Annotated in this window: 17 protein-coding genes and 1 pseudogene; 14 read left to right on the top strand and 4 right to left on the bottom strand. The window is 54.6% G+C overall.

The features are described from left to right. Genes H650_RS22580 through H650_RS22590 form a run of 3 tightly spaced genes read left to right on the top strand, consistent with a single transcriptional unit; the run spans position 1 to position 3,207 of the window. Positions 1-954, top strand: a complete 954-nt coding sequence (locus tag H650_RS22580) for an ABC transporter permease (RefSeq protein ID WP_020457315.1) — start codon at positions 1-3, stop codon at positions 952-954. Positions 955-970: 16 nt separating this feature from the next. Further along, complete coding sequence (locus H650_RS22585) at positions 971-2,608, top strand: FGGY-family carbohydrate kinase (RefSeq protein ID WP_020457316.1); 1,638 nt, start codon at positions 971-973, stop codon at positions 2,606-2,608. Further along, a complete protein-coding gene (locus H650_RS22590) occupies positions 2,605-3,207 on the top strand; it encodes a KpsF/GutQ family sugar-phosphate isomerase (protein ID WP_020457317.1) in 603 nt (200 codons plus the stop codon). The genes H650_RS22585 and H650_RS22590 overlap by 4 nt, the downstream gene beginning before the upstream one ends. Before the next feature lie 50 nt (positions 3,208-3,257). Here the strand turns inward: H650_RS22590 and putA are convergent, their stop codons facing one another. Next, positions 3,258-7,214, bottom strand: a complete 3,957-nt coding sequence (gene putA, locus H650_RS22595) for a trifunctional transcriptional regulator/proline dehydrogenase/L-glutamate gamma-semialdehyde dehydrogenase (RefSeq protein WP_020457318.1) — start codon at positions 7,212-7,214, stop codon at positions 3,258-3,260. A gap of 417 nt (positions 7,215-7,631) precedes the next feature. Between putA and putP the strand changes: the two genes are divergently transcribed. Next, positions 7,632-9,140 carry a sodium/proline symporter PutP gene (gene putP, locus H650_RS22600; RefSeq protein ID WP_044489611.1) on the top strand — a complete coding sequence of 503 codons (1,509 nt, stop codon included), beginning with the start codon at positions 7,632-7,634 and terminating at the stop codon, positions 9,138-9,140. A gap of 99 nt (positions 9,141-9,239) precedes the next feature. Then, the gene (locus tag H650_RS22605) at positions 9,240-9,671 is read left to right on the top strand and encodes a DUF3574 domain-containing protein (RefSeq protein WP_020457320.1); all 432 of its coding nucleotides are present in this window, start codon (positions 9,240-9,242) and stop codon (positions 9,669-9,671) included. Positions 9,672-9,706: 35 nt separating this feature from the next. Here the strand turns inward: H650_RS22605 and H650_RS22610 are convergent, their stop codons facing one another. Further along, a complete protein-coding gene (locus H650_RS22610) occupies positions 9,707-10,891 on the bottom strand; it encodes a NupC/NupG family nucleoside CNT transporter (protein ID WP_020457321.1) in 1,185 nt (394 codons plus the stop codon). Positions 10,892-11,172: 281 nt separating this feature from the next. Between H650_RS22610 and efeU the strand changes: the two genes are divergently transcribed. From efeU to H650_RS22645, 7 genes are all read left to right on the top strand, one after another. Continuing rightward, positions 11,173-12,006 carry an iron uptake transporter permease EfeU gene (gene efeU, locus H650_RS22615; protein WP_020457322.1) on the top strand — a complete coding sequence of 278 codons (834 nt, stop codon included), beginning with the start codon at positions 11,173-11,175 and terminating at the stop codon, positions 12,004-12,006. Positions 12,007-12,045: 39 nt separating this feature from the next. Then, the gene (efeO, locus tag H650_RS22620) at positions 12,046-13,173 is read left to right on the top strand and encodes an iron uptake system protein EfeO (RefSeq protein ID WP_020457323.1); all 1,128 of its coding nucleotides are present in this window, start codon (positions 12,046-12,048) and stop codon (positions 13,171-13,173) included. Positions 13,174-13,177: 4 nt separating this feature from the next. Continuing rightward, positions 13,178-14,461 carry an iron uptake transporter deferrochelatase/peroxidase subunit gene (gene efeB / locus H650_RS22625; RefSeq protein ID WP_020457324.1) on the top strand — a complete coding sequence of 428 codons (1,284 nt, stop codon included), beginning with the start codon at positions 13,178-13,180 and terminating at the stop codon, positions 14,459-14,461. A gap of 538 nt (positions 14,462-14,999) precedes the next feature. Further along, positions 15,000-15,788 carry a phosphate starvation-inducible protein PhoH gene (phoH, locus tag H650_RS22630; protein WP_017456289.1) on the top strand — a complete coding sequence of 263 codons (789 nt, stop codon included), beginning with the start codon at positions 15,000-15,002 and terminating at the stop codon, positions 15,786-15,788. Positions 15,789-16,469: 681 nt separating this feature from the next. Beyond that, on the top strand, positions 16,470-17,033 hold the full coding sequence (locus tag H650_RS22635; RefSeq protein ID WP_020457326.1) for a chorismate mutase: 564 nt from the start codon (positions 16,470-16,472) through the stop codon (positions 17,031-17,033). A 276-nt stretch (positions 17,034-17,309) separates the two neighbouring features. Next, positions 17,310-17,717, top strand: coding sequence for a hypothetical protein (locus H650_RS22640; protein ID WP_238328363.1), 408 nt, complete (start codon positions 17,310-17,312; stop codon positions 17,715-17,717). Positions 17,718-17,970: 253 nt separating this feature from the next. Continuing rightward, positions 17,971-19,296, top strand: coding sequence for a glycoside hydrolase family 28 protein (locus tag H650_RS22645; RefSeq protein ID WP_020457328.1), 1,326 nt, complete (start codon positions 17,971-17,973; stop codon positions 19,294-19,296). 128 nt (positions 19,297-19,424) lie between these two features. Here the strand turns inward: H650_RS22645 and H650_RS25510 are convergent. Both H650_RS25510 and H650_RS22650 read right to left on the bottom strand, forming a co-directional pair. Next, positions 19,425-19,544 (bottom strand): annotated as a pseudogene (locus H650_RS25510) (lactate utilization protein C); the annotation flags it as partial. A 437-nt stretch (positions 19,545-19,981) separates the two neighbouring features. Continuing rightward, a complete protein-coding gene (locus tag H650_RS22650; RefSeq protein ID WP_044489829.1) occupies positions 19,982-20,344 on the bottom strand; it encodes a helix-turn-helix domain-containing protein in 363 nt (120 codons plus the stop codon). Between the two features lie 334 nt (positions 20,345-20,678). Between H650_RS22650 and oqxA the strand changes: the two genes are divergently transcribed. Continuing rightward, positions 20,679-21,854 carry a multidrug efflux RND transporter periplasmic adaptor subunit OqxA gene (gene oqxA / locus H650_RS22655; protein WP_020457331.1) on the top strand — a complete coding sequence of 392 codons (1,176 nt, stop codon included), beginning with the start codon at positions 20,679-20,681 and terminating at the stop codon, positions 21,852-21,854. A 23-nt stretch (positions 21,855-21,877) separates the two neighbouring features. Beyond that, complete coding sequence (gene oqxB / locus H650_RS22660) at positions 21,878-25,030, top strand: multidrug efflux RND transporter permease subunit OqxB (protein WP_020457332.1); 3,153 nt, start codon at positions 21,878-21,880, stop codon at positions 25,028-25,030. The last annotated feature ends 11 nt before the right edge of the window (positions 25,031-25,041 follow it).

Below are 25,041 nucleotides of genomic sequence, written 5' to 3' on the forward strand. Positions count from 1 at the left end.
ATGAAATCCATCGTCCGAATTCTGCCCGGTGATGCCATCATCCGCTTGCAATGCGTGATTATCATCGTCGTGGCGCTGGTTTTCTCTGCGCTGCTCGGCAGCCGTTTTTTCAGCATCGCTAACTTCCAGTCGATTGGCTCGCAGTTGCCGATTCTGGGCATGCTGGCGCTGGGCATGGGCATCACCATGCTGACCGGCGGCATTAATCTGTCGATCATTGCCAGTGCGAACGCCTGTTCGCTGGTGATGGCGGCGGTGATTGTCAGCCACCCGGATAACCCGCTATTCCTGGCGCTGGCGTTACTCGCCGGTCTGCTGGTGGCGGTGGCGATTGGCGCACTGAACGGTGCGCTGGTGGCGTGGATTGGCGTTTCGCCAATTCTGGCAACCCTTGGCACCATGACGCTGATTTCCGGGCTCAATATTCTGTTCTCAAATGGCACGGTCATCTCCGGTTTTCCGGCGGCTATCCAGTTCCTTGGCAACGCCACACTGCTTGGCATCCCGGTTGCGTTGTTGCTGTTTATTTTCGTTGCGTTGCTGCTGTGGGTGTTACTCGAACACACGACGCTCGGGCGCAGCCTTTATCTGGTTGGTTCAAACGAGCAGGCCACCCGCTACAGCGGTGTGAATACCGTTCGCGTACAGATTTCGGTCTATATCATCTCCGCGCTGTTGGGCTGGGCGGCCGCCATTTTGATGATGGCGAAGTTCAATTCGGCGAAAGCGGGCTATGGTGAGTCTTATCTTCTGGTGACCATTCTGGCGTCGGTGCTGGGCGGCATTAACCCGGACGGCGGTTTTGGCCGCGTGCTGGGGCTGGTGCTGGCGCTGGTGGTACTGCAGATGCTGGAGAGTGGCTTTAATTTGTTGGGTATCAGCAGTTATCTGACGATGGCGCTCTGGGGCGCGGTGCTGATCCTCTTTATCGCATTACAAAATCGAAAAGCCTGAGAGCGGGAGAAAAAGAATGGCGAGCTACTTTATTGGTGTGGATGTTGGCACCGGCAGCGCACGTGCAGGCGTCTTTGATTTGACCGGCAGAATGGTCAGCCAGGCGAGCAGGGCGATTGAAATTTACCGCCCGCAGGCCGACTTTGTGGAGCAATCTTCCGACAATATCTGGCAGGCGGTGTGCAACGCGGTACGCGATGCGGTGAACCAGGCGGACATTAATCCGATTCAGGTTAAAGGCCTCGGTTTTGACGCGACCTGTTCGCTGGTGGTGCTCGACAAAGAGGGCAACCCGCTGACCATTAGTCCTTCCGGGCGCAGTGAGCAGAACATTATCGTGTGGATGGATCACCGTGCCATCTCGCAGGCGAACCGTATCAACGCCACGCACCACCGGGTGCTGGATTACGTGGGCGGGATCATCTCGCCGGAGATGCAAACGCCGAAACTGCTGTGGCTAAAACAGCACATGCCGAACACCTGGGCCAATGCCGGGTATTACTTCGACCTGCCGGATTTTCTCACCTGGCGGGCGACCGGCGATGACACCCGTTCACTTTGCTCCACGGTGTGCAAGTGGACATATATGGGCCATGAGGATAAGTGGGACACCAGTTATTTCCGCCAGATTGGTCTTGAGGATTTGCTGGAGCATGATGCAGAGAAAATTGGCCGCTACGTGAAAACCATGGGTGAGCCGCTGGGGCGCGGACTGACGCAGCGCGCAGCAACCGAAATGGGGTTGATGCCCGGCACGGCGGTCAGCGTGTCGATTATCGATGCCCACGCAGGCACGCTGGGAACGCTCGGCGCCAGTGGGCCTTCGGGGGAAATGGCGGATTTCGATCGGCGTATCGCGCTGATTGGCGGCACCTCTACCGGCCATATGGCGATTTCACCGCAGGCACGCTTTATCGGCGGCGTGTGGGGGCCTTACTTCTCGGCGGTGCTGCCGGGTTACTGGCTGAATGAGGGCGGGCAGTCGGCGACCGGGGCATTAATCGACCATATGATCCAGTCCCATCCGTGCTACGAAACGCTGCTCGTCCAGGCAAAAGCGCAAGGGCAAACCATCTATGAAGTGCTGAATGCGCTGCTGCGCAAGATGGCGGGCGAGCCGGAAAACATCGCGTTTTTAACGCGTGATATTCACATTCTGCCGTACTTCCACGGTAACCGTTCGCCGCGTGCGAACCCGACATTAACCGGGGTGATCAGCGGGTTGAAACTGTCGCGTACACCGGAGGATATGGCGCTGCATTATCTGGCGACCATCCAGGCGATTGCCCTCGGGACGCGGCATATTATTGAAACCATGAATCAAAGTGGTTACAGCATCGACACGGTAATGGCGAGCGGCGGTGGCACCAAGAACCCGATCTTTGTTCAGGAGCATGCAAATGCCACCGGTTGCGCGATGTTGCTGCCGGAAGAGAGCGAAGCGATGCTGCTCGGCGGGGCAATGATGGGCACCGTGGCGGCGGGCGTGTTTGACACTTTCCCGGAAGCGATGTCGGCGATGAGCCGCATTGGCAAGACGGTGACGCCGCAGACTAACCGCATTAAGCAGTATTACGATCGCAAATACACCGTCTTCCATGCGATGTACCAGGATCACATGAAATACCGCCAACTGATGCAGGAGGAGGCATGAGCGATAGCTGGCGTCAGGCCTGCGGCGCCTGGCAAATCTATAGCGAAGAGATGGCGGCGTTAAGTCACCATCTTAACGATGCGCTGTGGGATAGGTTAATGGCAGAGCTGCGTGGCTGTCGTGGCAAAATCGCGGTCACCGGCGTAGGAACATCCGGCATTGCGGCACGCAAGATTGCCCATATGCTGGCGTGCGTCGAACGCCCGGCTATCTATCTGAATGCCACGGATGCCGCGCACGGTGATTTGGGGTTTCTCGATCACTATGATCTGGTGATTATGCTGTCGCGCGGCGGGAATTCCGACGAATTAACGCGGCTGTTGCCAGGGCTTGCACAAAAGGGCGTGCCGCTGATTAGCGTGACGGAAAACCCGGATTCCGCTATCGCCCAGGCCGCGCGGCTGGTGATTTCCACCGGCGTGCGGCGCGAAATTGATCCGCTTAATATGCTGGCGACCACTTCCATCGTGCTGACGCTGGCGATTTTCGATGCCGCCTGCGCCTGCCTGATGAGCGAAAGTGGTTATTCAAAAGAGACGTTACTGTCGGTACATCCCGGCGGGGATGTTGGATTGACGCTCAGAAAAAAAGCGCCGTAAGGCGCTTTTTTGTTGTTATTACCAGACTGTTTTTCAGGGAGGGGACAACATCAGCCAATCGTCATCAGGCTGGCGTTGCCACCGGCAGCGGCAGTGTTGACGCTCAACGAGCGTTCCACCCACAGACGTTCGAGCAGGATGTTGGTTTCACCGCGTGCAAAGCCCTGAACCGACACAATAGCGCCATTTCGTGCGGCGACGTTTTCGCACAGCGCCACCAGTTGGTCGGAGTCACCATGGAAAATCACCGCATCAAACGTCTGCGCCATCAACGCATCGGCTTTGGCAAACTGGATACGCTTGCTGACGCTTTCCGGCAACTGTTTCGCCATATCGCGGTGCAGCGTATCGTCCGGCCACAGCAGTTGACTGCCGCAGGCGATGACCGCCGCCAGTTGCACCAGCGCGTCCTGCTCGTTATCCGCCACGCAGAGCACCCGCTCGCGCGGTACCAGCGTCCAGCTGTTGCGTTCACCCGTCGGGCCTTGCAGCAGGCGTTGTGTTCCGGTTTGCGCCAGCTCGCCATAATGCGCGCAGAGCTGTTGCAGCGCCGGACGATCTTTTGCCCATGCGCGTAATGCTTCCAGCGGCTGCAAGAGTGATGCTTTCAGCTGCGCATCCAGCGGATGCTGCGCGTCGTGACGGGCCAGCGTTTTCTGCACCGCATTTTCCGGTCGGCTGCCTAACAGGCGGTAAAGATAGAGCGGCCCGCCAGCTTTCGGCCCGGTGCCGGACAACCCTTCACCGCCAAATGGCTGCACACCTACCACGGCGCCCACCATATTGCGGTTCACATACAGGTTACCGACATGGGCATTGCCGGTGACCTGGGCGATGGTTTCATCGATACGGGTATGAACGCCGAGCGTCAGGCCATAGCCGGAGGCGTTAATCTGCGCGATTAACTGATCCAACTGGTTACGGTGATAACGAACAACGTGCAGCACCGGACCGAAGACCTCTTTTTTCAGCTCGTCAAAGCTCTCCAGTTCAATCAGCGTTGGCGCGACAAAGGTACCGGTGCGCCATTCACGCGCATCTTCACTGTTTTCACGCACTGCCTGGTACACCTTGCGCCCTTTGGCCTGCATGGCCTGAATATGTTTCTCGATATTCGCTTTCGCGTCGGCGTCGATCACCGGGCCGATATCGGTGGTCAGTCGGCCTGGGTTACCCATGCGACACTCCGCCATCGCGCCGCGCAGCATGGTCAGCGTGTGATCGGCAATATCATCCTGTAAGCAGAGCACGCGGAGGGCTGAACAGCGCTGGCCTGCGCTATCGAACGCGGAGGCCAGTACATCGATAACCACCTGTTCGGTAAGCGCGGAGGAGTCGACAATCATCGCGTTCATCCCGCCGGTTTCAGCGATAAGCGGTGTCGGGCGACCCTGGGCATCAAGACGCGTGGCGATACTGCGTTGCAGCAGCGTCGCCACGTCGGTGGAGCCGGTAAACATCACGCCACGCACGCGCGGATCGGCGGTCAGCTGCGCGCCTACGGTTTCGCCACGCCCCGGCAATAATTGTAAAACGCCCGCCGGAACACCGGCTTCCAGCAGAATAGCCACGCCCTGAGCGGCAATCAGCGGAGTCTGTTCGGCAGGTTTTGCCAGCACGCTGTTGCCCGCCGCTAACGCTGCGGCAATCTGGCCGGTGAAAATCGCCAGCGGGAAGTTCCACGGGCTGATACAGACTACCGGCCCCAGCGGACGGTGCGTTTCATTATCGAAATCCGCACTGACCTGGCCTGCGTAGTAGCGCAGGAAATCGACCGCTTCGCGCACTTCGGCAATGGCGTTGCTGAAGGTTTTACCCGCTTCACGCACCAGAATGCCAATCAGCGACTGCATTTGGTCTTCCATCAGCACCGCGGCGCGCTGAAGAATGGCGGCGCGCTCCTGCGGCGGTGTGGCAAACCAGATTGGTGCGTGATTAACGGCGTTTTCCAGCGCCTGATTAACCTGCGCTTCGCTGGCTTCCACCACATAGCCAACGGTGTCTTTCGGTTCGGCAGGGTTAATGACCGCGACGGGTTCGCCGTCCATGACCACCTGTTCCAGCGTCGGGCGGGCGTACCATTTCTGCGCCGCGCTGGCGAGCAGCGAGGAGGAGAGCGAGGCCAGACGGTGTTCGTTCGCCAGATCGAGGCCAGCGGCATTGATTCGTCCTTCGCCATACAGTGCGCGGGGCAGGGCGATTTTCGGGTGCGGTAAACCGACCTGGCCTTCCTGGGCGGCGATCTTTTCCACTTCGCTCACCGGATCGGCAACCAGCGCGTCCAGCGGCAGCGTGTTGTCGGCGATGCGGTTGACGAACGAGGTATTCGCGCCGTTTTCCAGCAGGCGGCGCACCAGATACGCCAGCAGTGTTTCGTGGGTGCCCACCGGCGCATAAATGCGGCACGGGCGGTTCAGTTTGCCATCGGCCACTTTCCCTACGACTTGCTCATACAACGGTTCGCCCATGCCGTGCAGGCACTGGAATTCGTACTGGCCCGGATAGTAGTTTTGCCCGGCAAGCTGGTAAATAGCTGCCAGCGTATGGGCATTGTGAGTAGCGAACTGCGGATAGATCAGGTTCGGCACCGCGAGTAATTTTTTCGCGCAGGCGAGGTATGAAACATCGGTGTATACCTTGCGGGTATAAACCGGGTAGCCTTCCAGCCCTTCCATTTGCGCGCGCTTGATTTCGCTGTCCCAGTAAGCGCCTTTTACCAGGCGGATCATTAGACGACGACGGCTACGTGTCGCCAGATCCACAAGATAATCAATCACAAACGGGCAGCGCTTCTGGTAGGCCTGAATAACAAAACCGATGCCGTTCCAGCCTGCCAGTTCCGGCTCGAAACAGAGTTTTTCCAGCAGATCGAGGGAAATTTCCAGACGATCGGCCTCTTCGGCGTCAATATTAATGCCGATGTCATACTGGCGTGCCAGCAAGGTGAGGGATTTCAGGCGCGGATAGAGTTCATCCATCACACGGTCGTATTGCGCACGGCTGTAGCGCGGGTGCAGGGCAGATAACTTGATGGAAATCCCTGGCCCTTCATAAATGCCGCGCCCGTTGGAGGCTTTGCCAATGGCGTGGATCGCCTGCTGGTATGACACCATATACGCTTGCGCATCGGCTGCGGTGAGTGCCGCTTCGCCGAGCATGTCGTAGGAGTAACGGAAACCTTTCTCTTCAAGCTTGCGCGCGTTGGCCAGCGCTTCGGCGATCGTTTCGCCGGTGACGAACTGTTCGCCCATCAGGCGCATCGCCATATCCACGCCTTTGCGGATCAGCGGCTCACCGCTTTTGCCAATAATACGATTCAGCGAATGCGAGAGATTGGCTTCGTTGTGCGTGGAGACCAGACGGCCAGTAAACAGCAGTCCCCAGGTGGCGGCATTGACGAACAGCGACGGGCTGCGCCCAATGTGTGACTGCCAGTTACCGTTGCTGATTTTGTCGCGGATCAGCGCATCGCGGGTGGCTTTGTCGGGAATACGCAGTAACGCTTCGGCCAGACACATGAGCGCCACGCCTTCCTGCGAGGAGAGGGAAAACTCCTGTAACAGGCTTTGCACCATGCCAGCGCGGCCGGAGGCGGTTTTCTGGTTACGCAGTTTTTCCGCTAGCTGATAAGCCAGCTTATGGGCATTTTCCGCCACCGGTTGTGGCAGGCGGGCTTGTTCCAGCAACATCGGCACCGCATCGGTTTCCGCCCAGCGCCATGCGCCGGTGATCGCGGCGCGGGAAACTGACTGCGGCAGGATCTGCTCGGCAAAATCGAGAAACGGCTGGTGGCTGTCATCAACCACAACGGCACTTTCGTCTTCCTGCGCGATGGCGGATGCGGTCGCCAGTTCCGGCAGGCCTTCGTTGTTTTCCAGTTTTTCCAGAAAATTGAAGATGGCTTGTTTAATCAGCCAGTGCGGTGTGCGGTCGATAGTCGCCGCGGCGGCTTTGATCCTTTCGCGTGTTGCGTCATCAAGCTTGACCCCCATGGTGGTGGTGCCCATGCTTTGCTCCTGTTTTTTACGTGGTTTTGCGGTTCAGGCTGAAATATCCATCATGTTGCAACTTTGTGCAACCTTGTTAAATGTGACCTGGCTGGCAAGGTAGAAAATGAATGAGATGTTAACGGCTGGTTATTGCTAAAGGCGCTGAACAATTCGCTGGCAAAGCAGGTTTTATGCGGCAGATAACACTTTTTAAAGGTGCAACCTTTGAAAGTGTGACAGAGTGCAACCTATAGGAAATTGCTATCAGAGTCGGGATGAATTTGATGTAAATGCTGTGTTAAATCAATTGTGAATAAGTGAGGCATCCGGCAGGATACGGGCGCTTCAAATAATCTAAACGCCCCACCGCCCCGTTCCGGCGCTGGAAAAAGCGGCAAACAGTCTTTGCCGACGAAGAATCCTGGAGACTTTTTAATGGCAATGAGCACACCAATGCTGGTGACTTTTCTTGTTTATATCTTTGGCATGATACTTATCGGTTTCGTCGCCTGGCGTTCGACGAAAAACTTCGATGACTATATTCTGGGTGGCCGCAGCCTTGGGCCGCTGGTTACTGCGCTGTCGGCGGGGGCATCGGATATGAGTGGCTGGCTGCTGATGGGGCTGCCGGGCGCGATTTTTATTTCGGGGATCTCTGAAAGCTGGATCGCCATTGGCCTGACGCTGGGCGCGTGGATTAACTGGAAACTGGTGGCCGGACGTTTGCGTGTCCACACCGAGGTGAATAATAACGCGCTGACCTTGCCGGACTACTTCACCGGCCGTTTTGAAGATAACAGCCGCCTGCTGCGGATTATCTCGGCGGTGGTGATTCTGGTGTTTTTCACCATCTATTGTGCTTCCGGCATTGTTGCCGGCGCGCGTCTGTTTGAAAGCACCTTCGGTATGAGTTACGAAACCGCCCTGTGGGCTGGTGCCGCTGCGACGATCATTTACACCTTTATTGGCGGCTTCCTGGCGATCAGCTGGACCGATACGGTGCAGGCCAGCCTGATGATTTTCGCGCTGATCCTGACACCGGTGATTGTCATTATTTCCGTTGGCGGTTTTGGTGATTCGCTGGACGTGATCAAGCAAAAAAGCATTGAAAACGTCGATATGCTGAAAGGCCTGAATTTTGTCGCTATCGTCTCGCTGATGGGCTGGGGACTGGGTTATTTCGGCCAGCCGCATATTCTGGCGCGTTTTATGGCGGCGGATTCCCATCACACCATTGTCCATGCGCGTCGCATCAGTATGACGTGGATGATCCTGTGCCTGGCAGGCGCGGTCGCTGTGGGCTTCTTCGGCATCGCTTATTTTAATGAGCATCCGTCTGTGGCGGGAGCCGTTAACCAGAATGCCGAGCGCGTATTTATCGAACTGGCGCAGGTTCTGTTCAACCCGTGGATTGCCGGGGTGCTGTTGTCGGCGATCCTCGCCGCGGTGATGTCGACGCTGAGCTGCCAGTTGCTGGTGTGCTCCAGCGCGATTACCGAAGATTTCTACAAAGCGTTTTTGCGTAAAGGCGCAAGCCAGCGCGAGCTGGTATGGGTAGGGCGCGCGATGGTGTTGCTGGTGGCGCTGGTGGCGATTGCGCTGGCGGCGAATCCGGAAAACCGCGTGCTCGGCCTGGTGAGCTACGCCTGGGCGGGCTTCGGGGCGGCGTTTGGTCCGGTGGTGCTGTTCTCGGTCATGTGGTCACGCATGACGCGTAACGGTGCGCTGGCCGGGATGATCATCGGTGCGGTGACGGTGATTGTCTGGAAACACTACGCCTGGCTGGATCTGTATGAAATCATTCCGGGCTTCGTTTTCGGCAGTATCGGCATTGTGGTGTTTAGCCTGCTGGGCAAAGCGCCGTCCGCGCAGATGCAGCAGCGCTTTGCCGAGGCAGATGCGCACTACCGCTCTGCGCCGCCATCGCGTTTACAGGCTGAATAAATTATCTCTTATGAAAAACCCGCTACGGCGGGTTTTTTTATTGATAAATAATTGTAATTACGCTGTTATCTCACAACAAATAACAATGAGGATAGCGATATGAAGTTAACGACAGGGTTCACTGCACTGGTGATGGCTGGTTTACTGGCGGGTTGCGTTTCGCCGGCGGCAAAACAACCGGGGACGGCCGCGCAAACCTGCAAAGCTGAAAATCAGATGCAGCAAACCACGCTCTATTACGGCTTGACCCGCCAGGGCGGTAAAGCGATTACCGCGCAGGAGTGGCAGCAGTATGTGGATAACGATGTCACGCCGCGTTTTCGCGATGGGTTGACCACATTTGATGCGCAGGGACAGTGGCTGGGTAGCAACGGGAAGGTGTCGAAGGAGCCAAGCAAGGCGCTGATGCTGATCCACAGTGTGGACGCGCAAAGTGATGCGAAAATCGATGCGCTGCGAGATATCTACAAATCACGCTTTGCCCAGGAATCGGTGATGCGTGTCGATCAGCCGGTCTGTGTGCAATTCTGATGTTATGGCCCACTTGCGCGAAGTGGGCCAGTAAATTACAACACCGCGCCTGCGAAAGCCGCCGAAAGCAAACTCACCAGCGTTGCGCCGTACACTAAGCGCAAACCAAAGCGGGAAACTGCATTCCCCTGTTGCTCGTTTAACCCTTTAATTGCCCCCGCCACAATGCCGATCGAGGCAAAGTTGGCGAACGATACCAGGAACACGGAAAGAATACCCAGCCCGCGCGGCGTCATCTGCGCGGCGATTTTTTGCAGCTCAATCATCGCCACAAATTCGTTCGCCACCAGCTTGGTCGCCATAATGCTGCCCGCGTGCAGCGCATCGCTCAGCGGGATGCCAATCAGCCATGCCAGCGGGTAAAACACATAACCGAGGATTTGCTGGAAGCTGATGCCGAACAAGGCGGAGAAGAGGGCATTAATGGCGCTAATCAGCGCAATAAAGCCAATCAGCATCGCCAGAATAATCATTGCTACTTTGAAACCCGCGAGGATGTACTCACCGAGCATCTCAAAGAAGCTTTGCGATTCGTGGAGCTTTTCCAGCTTGACCTCGGCTTCCGCTTCCGGGCGCGTCGGGTTAATTACCGACAGCACAATAAAGGTGCTGAACATATTGAGGATCAGCGCGGCAACCACATATTTTGCATCCAGCATGGTCATATACGCGCCGACAATCGACAACGACACCGTCGACATCGCCGTTGCTGCCATGGTGAACATGCGGCGCGAGGAGAGATCGGCGAGGATGCCTTTATAAGCAATAAAGTTTTCCGACTGGCCGAGGATCAGCGAGCTGACGGCGTTAAACGACTCCAGTTTGCCCATGCCGTTCAGTTTTGACAGCAATGTGCCTATCAAACGAATAAAGATGGGCAGAATGCGCCAGTGCTGCAAAATACCGATCAGCGCGGAAATAAAGACGATAGGGCACAGCACGCCGAGGAAGATAAAGGCCAGCCCTTTTTCGCTCATCCCGCCGAAGACAAAGCTGGTGCCTTCGCCCGCGAATTTCAGCAGCGCTTCAAAGAAGCCGGAAACGTATTTAATCAGCGTTAACCCGCTTTGCGCGTGCAGGAAAAACCACGCCAGCGCCAGTTCAATAACAATTAATTGCAGGATGAAGCGAAAACGAATGTGCCGGCGGTCGAAACTCACCAGCCAGGCCAGCGCGAGGATTACTATCAGCGCCAGCAAAAAATGAAAAAAGTTAGTCATGTCTTTAATTTTGCAGGTAAACGAAACGGGACGTTTATTTAGCCACAGCGCTGAAGTGGGGTAAATATAAAGTTAAAGATTTGTAAGCTATGTTTTTGCTTTATTTCAACCGCTTCCGCATAACGCAAAAACCGCATGGTTAGCCTGCTACGCGGTTACATCCAGTTATCATTCTCAACATTTTTCGCTTGAGTTTCCTTGCGCCGTAATGATAATCACTATCAATGCAATTTACTTTTCTTTGCAACCGTTGACCGCGCATGACACTAGGGGTTTCCTCCATGTTTGTTCCATTTTTGATTATGTTACGTGAAGGCCTCGAAGCGGCGCTGATCGTCAGCCTGATTGCCAGTTATCTGAAACGTACCCAGCGCGGACGCTGGATAAGCGTGATGTGGATTGGTGTTTTTCTTGCCGCCGCACTCTGCCTTGGATTGGGTATCGCGATTAATGAAACCACCGGCGAGTTCCCGCAAAAAGAGCAGGAGCTGTTTGAAGGCATTGTCGCGGCGATCGCCGTGGTGATCCTCACCTGGATGGTGTTCTGGATGCGCAAAGTGTCGCGCAACGTCAAAGTGCAACTGGAGCAGGCGGTCGACAGCGCGCTGGCGCGCAGTCATAACCACGGTTGGGCGCTGATCCTGATGGTTTTTTTCGCCGTGGCACGCGAAGGGCTGGAATCAGTGTTCTTTCTGCTGGCGGCGTTCCAGCAGGATGTTGGCGTCTGGCCACCGCTGGGCGCGGTGCTGGGGCTGGCTACGGCGGTGGTGCTCGGTTTCTTGCTTTACTGGGGCGGCGTGCGTCTGAATCTTGGCGCGTTTTTCAAATGGACCAGCCTGTTTATTCTCTTTGTCGCGGCCGGGCTTGCCGCCGGGGCGATCCGCGCTTTTCACGAAGCGGGATTATGGAACCACTTCCAGGATGTGGCCTTCGATTTCAGTAATGTGCTCACCACGCATTCCCTCACCGGCACGCTGCTGGAAGGGATTTTTGGTTACCAGGAAACGCCAAGCGTCAGCGAAGTGGTGGTCTACTTTATCTATCTGATCCCGGCGCTGGTGATGTTTGTTTTACCGCCTCGCGCGGGTACGCAGCCTTCACGGGCGGCACCGTAATCGCTTTATAGTTACAACATACTAATTAAGGGAAAGGGCATGGCAATTCATTTTCGTCGTAGTGCATTACAGGCCGGGATGGCGGCATTCATCTCCAGTGCTTTTGCGGTGCATGCCGCGGATATTCCGCAGGTGAAAGTCACGGTTACGGACAAGCAGTGTGAGCCGATGAACCTGACGGTGAACGCGGGTAAAACGCAGTTTATTATTCTCAACCACAGCCAGAAAGCGCTCGAGTGGGAGATCCTCAAAGGCGTAATGGTGGTTGAAGAGCGTGAAAATATCGCGCCAGGTTTTAGCCAGAAGCTAACCGCCAACCTGCAGCCGGGCGAGTATGAGATGACCTGCGGTCTGTTAACCAACCCGAAAGGTAAGCTGGTGGTGAAAGGCGCGGCAACAGCCGATGCGGCAAAAGGTGACGCGCTGCTGAGCCTGAGCGGAGCCATTACCGCGTATAAAGCGTATGTGGTTGCTGAAACGGCGCAGCTGGTTTCCGGCACCAAAGCGTTCACCGAGGCGGTGAAAGCGGGCGATATTGAAAAAGCGAAAGCGCTGTACGCGCCGACGCGCCAGCACTACGAGCGTATTGAACCGATTGCTGAGCTTTTCTCCGATCTCGATGGCAGCATTGATGCCCGTGAAGATGATTACGAGCATAAAGCCGCCGATCCGAAATTCACCGGTTTCCACCGTCTGGAAAAAGCCCTGTTTGGCGACAACAGCACCAAAGAGATGGACAAATATGCCGATCAGCTCTACTCCGATGTGGTTGATTTGCAAACGCGCATTAATGAGCTGGCGTTCCCTCCTTCTAAAGTGGTTGGCGGTGCCGCTGGCCTGATTGAGGAAGTGGCCGCCAGCAAAATCAGTGGTGAAGAAGATCGCTACAGCCACACGGACTTGTGGGACTTCCAGGCTAACGTCGATGGCGCTCAGAAAATCGTTGATTTGCTGCGTCCGCAATTGCAGAAAGATAACGCCGAACTGCTGGCGAAAGTCGATGCCAACTTCAAGAAAGTGGATACCATCCTTGCGAAATACCGCACTAAAGATGGGTATGAGACTTACGATAAGCTGACCGACGCCGACCGCAATGCGCTGAAAGGGCCGATCACAACACTGGCGGAAGATCTGGCGCAGCTGCGCGGCGTGCTGGGGCTGGACTAATACCATGAAGCAAGAGGATAACAACGACGTCAGCGAACCTTCCCGGCGTCGTTTATTAAAAAGTATGGGCGCGCTGGGCGGCGCGCTTGCGCTGGCTGGCGGATGCCCGGTGGCGCATGCGGTAACACCGAAGAGTGCACCGGGGACGCTTTCGCCGGATGCGCGGATGGAGAAGCAGCCTTTCCTGGGCGTGCATCAGGCCGGTATTTTGACGCCGCAACAGGCGTCAATGATGCTGGTGGCGTTTGATGTGCTGGCTGCTGATAAAGCCGATCTCGAACGGCTGTTCCGCTTATTGACGCAGCGCATCACGTTTCTGACCTCCGGCGGTCCGGCTCCGGAGACAACGAACCCACGCTTACCGCCAATGGACTCCGGTATTCTCGGCGCTTATATCGCGCCGGATAACCTGACGATGACGGTTTCCGTGGGCGAATCGCTGTTCGACAACCGTTTTGGTTTGCGCGAGCAGATGCCGAAAAAGCTGCAAAAGATGACGCGTTTCCCTAACGATTCGCTCGACGCGGCGCTGTGTCACGGCGATTTGCTGATCCAGATTTGCGCCAACACACAGGACACGGTGATTCACGCACTGCGTGACATCATCAAACACACGCCGGATTTACTCAGCGTGCGCTGGAAAAGGGAAGGGTTTATCTCTGACCATGCGGCGCGCAGCAAAGGCAAAGAGACGCCGGTTAACCTGCTGGGCTTTAAAGATGGCACCGCCAATCCGGACAGCCGCGATAATGCGTTGATGAACGAGGTGGTGTGGGTGACGGAAGAGCAGGGCGAACCGGCGTGGGCTGTGGGCGGCAGTTACCAGGCAGTGCGTATTATCCAGTTCCACGTGGAGTTCTGGGATCGTACCCCGTTGAAAGAGCAGCAGACCATTTTCGGGCGCGATAAGCATTCTGGTGCGCCGCTGGGCATGAAGAATGAACATGATGTCCCGGATTATGCCAGCGATCCAGACGGTGATGTCATTGCTCTCGACAGCCATATTCGCCTGGCGAACCCGCGAACGAAAGAGACCCAATCCAGCCTGATGATGCGGCGTGGTTATAGTTACTCGCTCGGCGTGACCAACTCTGGCCAGCTGGATATGGGGCTGTTGTTCGTTTGTTATCAACATGATCTGGAAAAAGGCTTTCTGACGGTGCAAAAACGTCTGAACGGCGAGGCGCTGGAAGAGTACATTCGTCCGATTGGCGGCGGTTACTTCTTTGTGTTGCCCGGCGTACAAGCGGCAAATCGCTATCTGGCGCAATCTCTGCTCGAAGCGTGAAGATCCTATCCTGCCCGCCACCGGGCAGGATAATCTGTCATCTGTTGCATCCTGACATACTTTTTCTGCCATCCAGATATCATTTTTTCGTATGAGAAAGTATCTGTTATCTTTCTGTAATATTCATAACCGAGACTCTGTTCAACGACGCAGAGGTCATGCACGTTATAGTTAGGTAAAAATAATGTTGCAATGATGCTAAGCTTTGATGTAATTAGTGAGAGCGTTATCCCCTGCGGTGATGAAGTTTTTCTGGAGATCGCGGATGGTAAAGTCCAGTAGCGGACAGACAAAAAGACCACGCAAAACCCGGCACGGCGGTGCGACCTCCGGCAGCGACTTCTTCACCCCTGAATTTTCCTCCTTCTTTTTCATTCCTGATGTTGACGATGTGACAGGCGATGCTGTTCGTCACGTTGGCACGTCATTTTCAAAGGCAAGTCATGGCTTACAAGGAAGCCAACCCTCAGACGTTTGTGCGCATAATCGCGTCGATAGCGACGTGTGTGATGTAAACCAACAACTCAAGGTGCTATCCATGGGAAGACAAAAAGCAGTGATCAAAGCTCGTCGTGAAGCGAAACGCGTGCTGAGACGTGATTCACGCAGCCATAAACAACGTGAAGAAGAGTCGGTCACCTCGCTTGTGCAGATGAGTGGCGTAGAAGCAATTGGCATGGCGCGGGACAGCCGTGATACTTCCCCAATTGCAGCGCGCAATGAAGCTCAGGCGCACTACCTGAATGCTATCGAGAGTAAACAACTGATCTTTGCAACCGGTGAAGCCGGCTGCGGGAAAACGTGGATCAGCGCGGCGAAAGCGGCGGAAGCCCTGATCCATAAGGACGTGGACAGGATTATTGTAACCCGACCGGTTCTGCAGGCCGACGAAGATCTCGGCTTCTTACCCGGTGATATTTCGGAGAAGTTCGCTCCCTATTTCCGGCCCGTTTACGACGTGCTGTTGAAACGCCTGGGGGCGTCCTTTATGCAATACTGCCTGCGACCAGAGATCGGTAAGGTGGAAATCGCGCCGTTCGCCTATATGCGCGGACGTACCTTTGAAAATGCGGTGGTCATTCTCGACGAGGCTCAGAATGTCACGGCTGCGCAAATGAAAATGTTTTTAACGCGCCTCGGGGAGAACGTGACCGTTATTGTCAACGGTGATATTACCCAGTGTGACCTGCCATCCGGTGTGAAATCGGGCTTGAGCGACGCGCTGGCACGTTTTGAGGAAGACGAGATGATTGGCGTTGTACGCTTTAATAAAGACGACTGCGTACGCTCCGCGCTCTGCCAGCGCACGCTGAAAGCGTACGACTGACGGCGTTGATAGTTAGCGATAAAACCCGGGAAACCGGGTTTTATTTTTTGCGGGATGCAAACAGGCCGTTCTCTCCCCCGTTCCCGGATTTCCATTCCCTGTACGACAGACAAAAAAGCCCGCTTTTCCAGACAAGCGCTTCGCTTAAGGGCGAGGGCAAGGCTATGACTTGTAAATAATTACGTATCAATAACCGTGCCTGCAGATGAGAACCTCGCTGAGTGTGTTAGCCTGCTTCCCTGTAAGGGATTACGCATTTGCCATGGGCAACGTGCAGTTCAAACGAACCTGAGTGGTACTTTTCCCCATTATTGAAATCGCAGATCCGTACAAGATTTGCGTTCTGTCGATGAATCCATATTGATATCAGCGCGTTACATTTTCTTACGCAAAGCCGCTTTGATGAAATAATAACGTAACTGAATTAATGAAAAGTGAACGGTGCCTGTTAGCGCTTTGCCGTGGTGCTGGCTTGCTGTCTATCCCGCAACCATTTTTTAACTACGGAGAACCATGCAAATGGGTGTTCGAGGGGAAGATTGTATCCGTAAGCGCTGGAACGACACGCGTTGCTCGGAAAGTTGACGCTGCTTATAACAAAGTTCTTACATCCAGAAACGAAATAGTAACTACTGGTTATATTTGCACAGGTAAATTAGGGGTGGCACCTTTCTTTGAGGGATGATGATGAAAATTTTCGTATCGACACTCTGTATGTCCGGTAGCTTTTTTGCAGGAGCATCTGCGCCCATTTGTCTCAGTGCCCTTTCATCACTCTTAACCGAACGTATGGCGTTAATGAGAGAAGTTGCAGCCTACAAGGTGAAGTACCATTTGCCGGTGGAGGATGTAGCCCGGGAACAAAAAGTAATATCGCAGGCGCTCAGCACCGCGCGCGAGGCTGGTCTGGAGCCGCAGTCCGTGGAGCCGTTCATCAGTGCGCTGATGAACGCGGGAAAAGCGATACAGTATCGCTATCTGGCAGACTGGTTACCCCGACCAGAATCCTTTGTTACCCTCCTGGATCTTGATGGGATCAGACGGCGTATTAATGAACTGGACAAGCTTCTGCTACTGACCATAAGTCAGCGGCTTCGGGCAGGAACGCTCTCTTATACTGACCGGGCTTTACTGGCGGAGAAAACGGTGTCTCCCAATCTTACTGACGCTGAGAAGGATAATTTACTCGACACCATGCGCTTTATTCAGCGTGCTCAGCAGACGCCCGATAAAGGGATAGTCTGACAGGCAACGTCACGATAGTAGAAATACGCACCGAACCCGTTGCTCTGTGCCGGTAAAAAGCAATATCAACGATACTCACATTATTAATGCGGTTATGCTGCGAGCATTGATTAAATAATGTTATTGTATTCAGGTTTAATTTTATAAAGATAAACTCTGCTAATGAAAATTAGCGCGTCACCGTTTGTGTTCCCGACTGTGATTTTTAGTTAATGGCAATGCCGTTTACTTTTTTATGCCTCTGGATAACAACATTAATTATATCAAGTGACACTAATGGCATTAATGGCTTTTTACGGAGTGAACATGGCATATGACGGGTGTGATTTTATTAACGCAATCGTTAAAAATTTTAAAGAATCCATTGGGCTGATAAATGTGTTGTTACTGGAACCTGATGAACCCGACGCGTTGCGCTTATTGTACTTAAAACTGGATGGTATCAGAGCCGGTATTGAACAGGATGTCCGCATGTTATCCAAAGCCCGTCTGGACAGCAATGCCACGCTTTGCCTTTACCATGCACACCATGCGCTAAACGCCCTGAATTATTGCATTGAGATTGCGAGAAATACGCCGTTAGGCCAACAGTTTTATTCCGATTTCGAAGCACTGAAGCGTGTGGTGAACATCCTTGAGGCAACATCCGGGCGTATTTTTACAAAGCTGGATGGTAATGAGTAAGCATAAAGCGATATCTGTTTTCCATGAGATTAAGAGGAAAGCAATATGAAAAGCCAATGCGGTTTGCAAAATCCCTCACGCTTTGAGGACTATGAATTAATGCTGAATGGTAATCGCAAAAATAAAAAGAAGAAACATCCTAACACTTTTTGGCTGCCGAACTTAAACGTCACTTCAACTGAAAACGAATTCGCCCGGTGTTTTCATCACAGCACTACTACAATACTTCAACAATTCTAATGTCGGGATAATTATGTTTTTTCTGCGCCGTAATGTGAAAGGAATAATTGCCAGTCTGATTTTTTTCCCGGTATCCGGCTTCAGCGCGGCGCTATCGGCCCTGGAGAGTGCTGATGCGCCAGAACCTGTGCTGCCTGTGCCTGTCTGCGCAAAGCTGACGTCTTCATCGGCAGACGATACCCGACGACTTCAGTCGGCGATTGATAACTGCCCCCGGGGTGAGGTTTTACAGCTTCTGGCGGGGCGTTTTTCCAGCGGACCGCTGAACATGAAATCTGGCGTCACACTCTGGATCTCGCAAGGGGCAATGTTGGTAGCAAATAGTGACCCACGTGTATACGACAAAAATGGCCATTGTGGAACTGTCGATCATAAAGGGAATGGCTGCCGACCCTTTATCCTTTTTAGCCGCACTGACGGTGGAGGCATTGTCGGCGAAGGGATTATTGACGGGCAGGGCGGTAAGCCGATAAAAGGACAGGATGAATCATGGTGGCAACTGGCTCGCCGCGCGCAGACGGAAGGCGGGGCACAGAATGTACCTCGCCTGATTGAAATAGATGATGCCTCCCATATTATTTTTCACGGCATCACACTGCGAAATTCGCCAGGATTCCATGTCACCCTGAAAAACGTCCGCGATGCGACGTTCTGGGGCGTGCGTATTGATACCCCGGCGGATGCCCGTAACACCGACGGCATTGATCCCATTTCGTCGCAGAATATCCTCATCGCCCACAGCTTCATCAGAACCGGTGACGATAACGTGGCGATTAAAGCGGGCGCGGGTGGCGCCACGCGGCATGTGATTCTGGTGGATAACCATTTTTACTGGGGACATGGGATGTCGATTGGTAGCGAGACCGTCGGCGGTGTCAGTGACATTCGGGTGCGTGATTTGACGCTTGATGGCACAACTTCCGGGCTTCGTATCAAAAGTGATATCAGCCGGGGCGGCATTGTCAGCGATGTGCGCTACGAAAATGTTTGTATGCGCGGGAATCGCCGGCCGCTCGACTTTGATACCCGATATGATGCCCACGCAAGCGGTAACAACATTCCTGTCTATCGCGATATCTCCCTGAATCATATTTCCGGTGAAAGCGGCCAGTTGATATTACGCGGTTATGACGCCGCTCATCCTCTGCAATTTGCCCTGAACGACGTCTCTTTCAGCAACCCTGCCCGCTGGATAATTGAATCGGCGCAGATCCGCATTGGCCCCGATGGCGTCTCACCGGTGCCGCCGGGAAAAGCATCGTTACCACGATCGGCTGCCTCGACGGATTGCGCAAAAAACTGGATCCCTTTCCCGGTGACGAATGCGCCAGAAGACTAAAAAGGTATGCGATGGAACTCTGCCGGTGCTGATGACGCTGATTGTTTATTACGCAACATCGTTTGACGCAGCCAGCGATGACGGGAACAGCCCTCCGGCAAAGGAGGGTTGTTTTAAACCGTTTGCTCTCAGCCATCTTCGATGAACAGATACGCCGCGTTTAGCTGAGCATGTACGCCAACGACGTTTAACAGTTCAATATCCGCTGTTGAACGGGACTCGCCTGTCAGGTTGATACAGGCAGGCATCAGCTCACTCGCCAGCGCTTAACAGGCAGAAGGGTGGCAGATTAGCGACATCATCCCTGATCAGCTAGTGCGTTTGACCCGGGGATAAATATCAACGAAACGAAACTTATGTATCGGTGGGTGCGTAAATTATTCGAATAATTACGGCATGTACTTTGGTCAGGGAGATTACATTCTCAGAAGAAGAGGGTGGAGGTGAGATTTTTACGGAATAACAAGCATGGCCGCTTGGTATGTGATCGAAAAAGGATGATGCGGTTTGTAAATAGCTCACGTCACGCTTCTTCATACCAGAATGATGCCGTGCCGGTTTTTTTCTGGACGGCTATTTTAAGGAAACGTCAAACCGCCCGCGGCAACCAGCCCCCACATATTGATGGCCTGTTGCTATCAGGCCGACGATTACATCCTGAAGCCTTTGCGAAAACCACAACGCGCTATGTGGATTGCTGGCGTGATTGCTGTGCCTGCGGGCACCCGACACTGCGACGCCATGCACCGGGGGCCTGCCCATATTGACGCTTGAAGCTGCGGTTAAAGGATTGCTGGGAGTCAAAGCCTAGCGCGATCGCCACGTTCACAATCGGCTCGTCGCTGTGGGTTAAGCGCTCGACCGATTTTTGCAGCTTTTGCGCGCGGATATACTCGGCGAGACGATAACCCGTATGCTCTTTGAAGAGCCGCTGGAGGTGCCATTTCGAATAGCCTGCCCGCCTGGAGACGGTCTCAATGTCCAGACGGCTTTCCAGGTTGTTGTCGATCCAGTCGAGTAAATCGTGAATAAATGCGCCAGTGTTCATCTTGTTGCCCTCACGCCGCTTATTAAAAAGCATCTTTGTCTGTTGCATTTAAAGGTGGCCCGTTTTTAGATTAATTGCAAGTTTTATTGTTGCATTTAAATCCTTGCCGGAAACGCGACTTTTACCCCTGTTTCAAACAGCACATAAAGTGTATCAATTATTCTTGCACTAAATTTAGCGCCTCCCTACAATCCCCGCGATAGTGTATTGGCAACTGTTACAGTTTTGTGGCGATGAACGGCACAAATGGCCTGAAGCCAGCCCGGACAAAGGAAGTGGCGTAGCGTCTCCCGCTGCGTCTTGCCCGGCGGCTACAATTAGCGGAATAAAAATAATGAGCCTGCAGAAACCTTGGGTTAAGTATCATCTGAATGCACTGGGAGCGATGTTTCTCTCTGTACTGCTTGTCGGATGTGATAACGGTGTCGCGCAAAATGCCGTGCCACAAGCTCCCGCCGTCAGCGCCGCTGACGTGGTAGTGAAATCGATTAGCCAGTGGGATAGTTTCAACGGCCGGATTGAAGCGGTGGAGAGTGTTCAGCTCCGCCCCCGCGTCTCCGGCTACATTGATAAAGTGAATTACACCGACGGCCAGGAAGTGAAAAAGGGTCAGGTGCTGTTCACCATTGATGACAGAACCTATCGCGCCGCGCTGGAACAGGCGCAGGCGACGCTGGCGAGAGCCAAAACGCAGGCCAGCCTGGCGCAAAGTGAGGCTAACCGTACCGATAAATTAATTAATACCCATCTGGTTTCCCGTGAGGAGTGGGAGCAGCGCCGTTCGGCCGCCATTCAGGCGCAGGCCGACATTCGCGCCGCGCAGGCGGCAGTTGATGCCGCGCAACTGAACCTGGATTTCACCAAAGTGACCGCGCCTATCGATGGTCGCGCCAGCCGGGCGTTGATCACCAGCGGAAATCTGGTCACGGCGGGTGACAGCGCCAGCGTACTCACCACGCTGGTCTCACAGAAGAGCGTTTACGTCTACTTTGACGTGGATGAGTCGACGTACCTCCACTATCAAAACCTCGCCCGCAGCGGGCAGGGGGCGTCCAGTAATCACCTGGCGCTACCGGTGGAAATTGGCCTTGTCGGGGAGGATGGCTACCCGCATCAGGGCAAAGTGGATTTTCTGGATAATCAGTTAACGCCGAGTACCGGCACGATCCGTATGCGCGCGCTGTTGGATAACGCGCAGCGTCAGTTCACACCGGGGCTCTTTGCCCGCGTACGTCTGCCGGGCAGCGCTGAATTCAAAGCCACGCTTATCGACGACAAAGCGGTGCTGACCGATCAGGATCGCAAATATGTTTATATCGTTGATAAAGACGGGAAAGCGCAGCGTCGCGATATCACGCCGGGGCGTCTGGCCGCCGGTTTACGCATCGTGCAGAAGGGGCTGAACCCTGGCGATAAAGTCATCGTCGATGGTTTACAAAAAGTGTTTATGCCGGGGATGCCGGTTAACGCGAAAACCGTTGCCATGAACGCCAGCGCCGCCCTCAACTGATCCCTTACCTGAGAATCCGACACATGGACTTTTCCCGCTTTTTTATCGACAGGCCGATTTTCGCCGCGGTGCTGTCGATCCTGATTTTTGTCACCGGATTGATCGCCATCCCGCTGTTGCCGGTTAGCGAATACCCTGACGTTGTTCCGCCAAGTGTGCAGGTGCGCGCGGAGTATCCAGGGGCCAACCCGAAAGTGATTGCCGAGACGGTGGCGACGCCGCTGGAAGAAGCGATCAATGGCGTTGAAAACATGATGTACATGAAATCTGTCGCAGGCTCCGACGGCGTACTGGTGACCACCGTCACTTTCCGTCCGGGTACGGATCCCGATCAGGCGCAGGTTCAGGTGCAAAACCGCGTATCACAGGCGGAGGCGCGTCTGCCGGAAGATGTGCGGCGTTTGGGCATCACCACCCAGAAACAATCGCCGACGCTGACACTGGTGGTGCATCTGTTTTCGCCCAACGGTAAATACGATTCACTGTATATGCGTAACTACGCCACGCTAAAAGTGAAGGATGAACTGGCGCGTCTGCCCGGCGTCGGCCAGATTCAGATTTTCGGTTCGGGCGAATACGCGATGCGCATCTGGCTGGATCCCAATAAAGTGGCGGCTCGCGGGTTAACGGCCTCTGATGTGGTGACGGCGATGCAGGAGCAAAACGTACAGGTTTCCGCCGGGCAACTTGGCGCGGAGCCGTTGCCGAAAGAGAGCGATTTCCTGATCTCCATTAACGCCCAGGGGCGTCTGCACACGGAAGACGAGTTTGGCAATATTGTTCTGAAAACGGCGCAAGACGGTTCGGTAGTACGCCTGCGCGACGTGGCGCGTATTGAAATGGGTTCCGGCAGCTATGCGCTGCGTTCTCAGCTTAATAATAAAGACGCGGTCGGGATTGGTATCTTCCAGTCTCCGGGGGCGAACGCTATCGATTTGTCTAACGCGGTACGCGCCAAAATGAACGAACTGGCCACGCGTTTCCCGGAAGATATGAAATGGGCGGCACCTTACGATCCGACGGTGTTTGTTCGCGATTCCATTCGCGCGGTCGTGCAAACGTTGCTGGAAGCGGTGGTGCTGGTTGTGCTGGTGGTGATCCTGTTCCTGCAAACCTGGCGCGCGTCGATTATTCCGCTGATCGCGGTGCCGGTCTCGGTCGTGGGGACGTTCAGCATTCTTTACCTGCTCGGCTTTTCGCTTAACACCCTGAGCTTGTTCGGGCTGGTACTGGCTATCGGTATCGTTGTGGATGACGCCATCGTAGTGGTGGAAAACGTCGAGCGAAATATCGAAGAGGGGCTTGCGCCCCTGCAGGCGGCGCATCAGGCGATGCGAGAAGTGTCCGGGCCGATTATCGCGATTGCGCTTGTACTGTGCGCGGTGTTCGTGCCGATGGCGTTTCTCTCCGGCGTAACCGGTCAGTTCTATAAACAGTTTGCGGTGACGATCGCGATTTCTACAGTGATCTCCGCCATCAACTCGCTGACACTCTCTCCGGCTCTGGCTGCCTTGCTGTTGAAGCCGCATGGCGCACCGAAAGACTTCCCGACGAGGCTCATTGATCGTCTGTTCGGTTGGCTTTTCCGTCCGTTTAACCGCTTTTTCCATCGTAGCTCGAACGGTTATCAGGGGCTGGTTGGTAAAACGCTTGGTCGACGTGGTGCGGTGTTTGTCGTTTATGTGCTGCTGCTCTGTGCCGCTGGCGTCATGTTTAAAGCCGTACCCGGCGGGTTTATTCCGACACAGGATAAGCTCTATTTGATTGGCGGCGTGAAGATGCCGGAAGGCTCTTCGCTGGCCCGTACCGATGCGGTGATCCGCAAAATGAGCGAAATCGGTATGAATACCGAAGGCGTGGATTATGCGGTCGCTTTTCCTGGGCTTAACGCGTTGCAGTTCACCAATACGCCGAATACCGGGACGGTCTTTTTTGGCCTGAAGCCGTTCGACCAGCGTAAACATACCGCGGCGGAAATTAACGCTGAGATCAACGCAAAAATCGCGCAGATCCAGCAGGGCTTTGGTTTCTCCATTTTGCCGCCGCCGATTTTAGGGCTGGGTCAGGGCTCTGGTTATTCGCTCTACATCCAGGATCGCGCCGGTCTTGGCTATGGCGCGCTGCAAAGTGCGGTGAACACCATGTCCGGTGCGATTATGCAGACGCCGGGGATGCATTTCCCCATCTCAACCTACCAGGCAAACGTTCCGCAGCTGGATGTACAGGTTGATCGTGATAAAGCGAAAGCGCAGGGCGTGTCGTTAACCGATCTGTTCGGTACGCTGCAAACCTATCTGGGCTCGTCCTATGTTAACGATTTCAACCAGTTTGGCCGTACCTGGCGCGTGATGGCGCAAGCCGACGGGCCGTTCCGCGATAGTGTGGAAGATATTGCGAATTTGCGCACCCGTAATAATCAGGGCGAAATGGTGCCGATCGGCAGTATGGTGAATATCAGTACCACCTACGGGCCGGATCCGGTGATTCGCTACAATGGTTATCCGGCGGCGGATCTCATTGGTGATGCCGATCCTCGCGTTCTCTCTTCCTCGCAGGCGATGACGCAACTGGACGGGATGTCTAAGCAGATCCTGCCGAACGGGATGAATATTGAATGGACGGATCTGAGCTACCAGCAGGCCACTCAGGGCAATACGGCGCTGATCGTCTTCCCGGTCGCGGTTCTGCTGGCTTTCCTTGTGCTGGCCGCACTGTATGAAAGCTGGACGCTGCCGCTGGCGGTGATCCTTATCGTCCCGATGACCATGCTGTCCGCACTGTTTGGCGTCTGGCTGACCGGTGGCGATAACAACGTCTTCGTGCAGGTTGGTCTGGTCGTACTGATGGGGCTGGCATGTAAAAACGCGATTCTTATCGTGGAGTTTGCCCGCGAGCTGGAAATTCAGGGGAAAGGGATCATGGAAGCGGCGCTGGAGGCTTGCCGCCTGCGTTTACGCCCGATTGTTATGACCTCCATCGCCTTTATTGCCGGCACGATCCCGCTGATCCTCGGTCACGGCGCGGGTGCAGAAGTGCGCGGCGTCACCGGGATCACGGTGTTCTCCGGTATGCTGGGCGTGACGCTGTTTGGTCTGTTTTTAACACCGGTGTTTTACGTTACGCTGCGTAAATTTGTGACGCGCGGTAAACCGGTAAATGACGTTTTGCCTGCGTAAGTAGTTGCTGA

The organism is Enterobacter sp. R4-368, from assembly GCF_000410515.1.
Taxonomy (GTDB): Bacteria; Pseudomonadota; Gammaproteobacteria; order Enterobacterales; family Enterobacteriaceae; genus Kosakonia.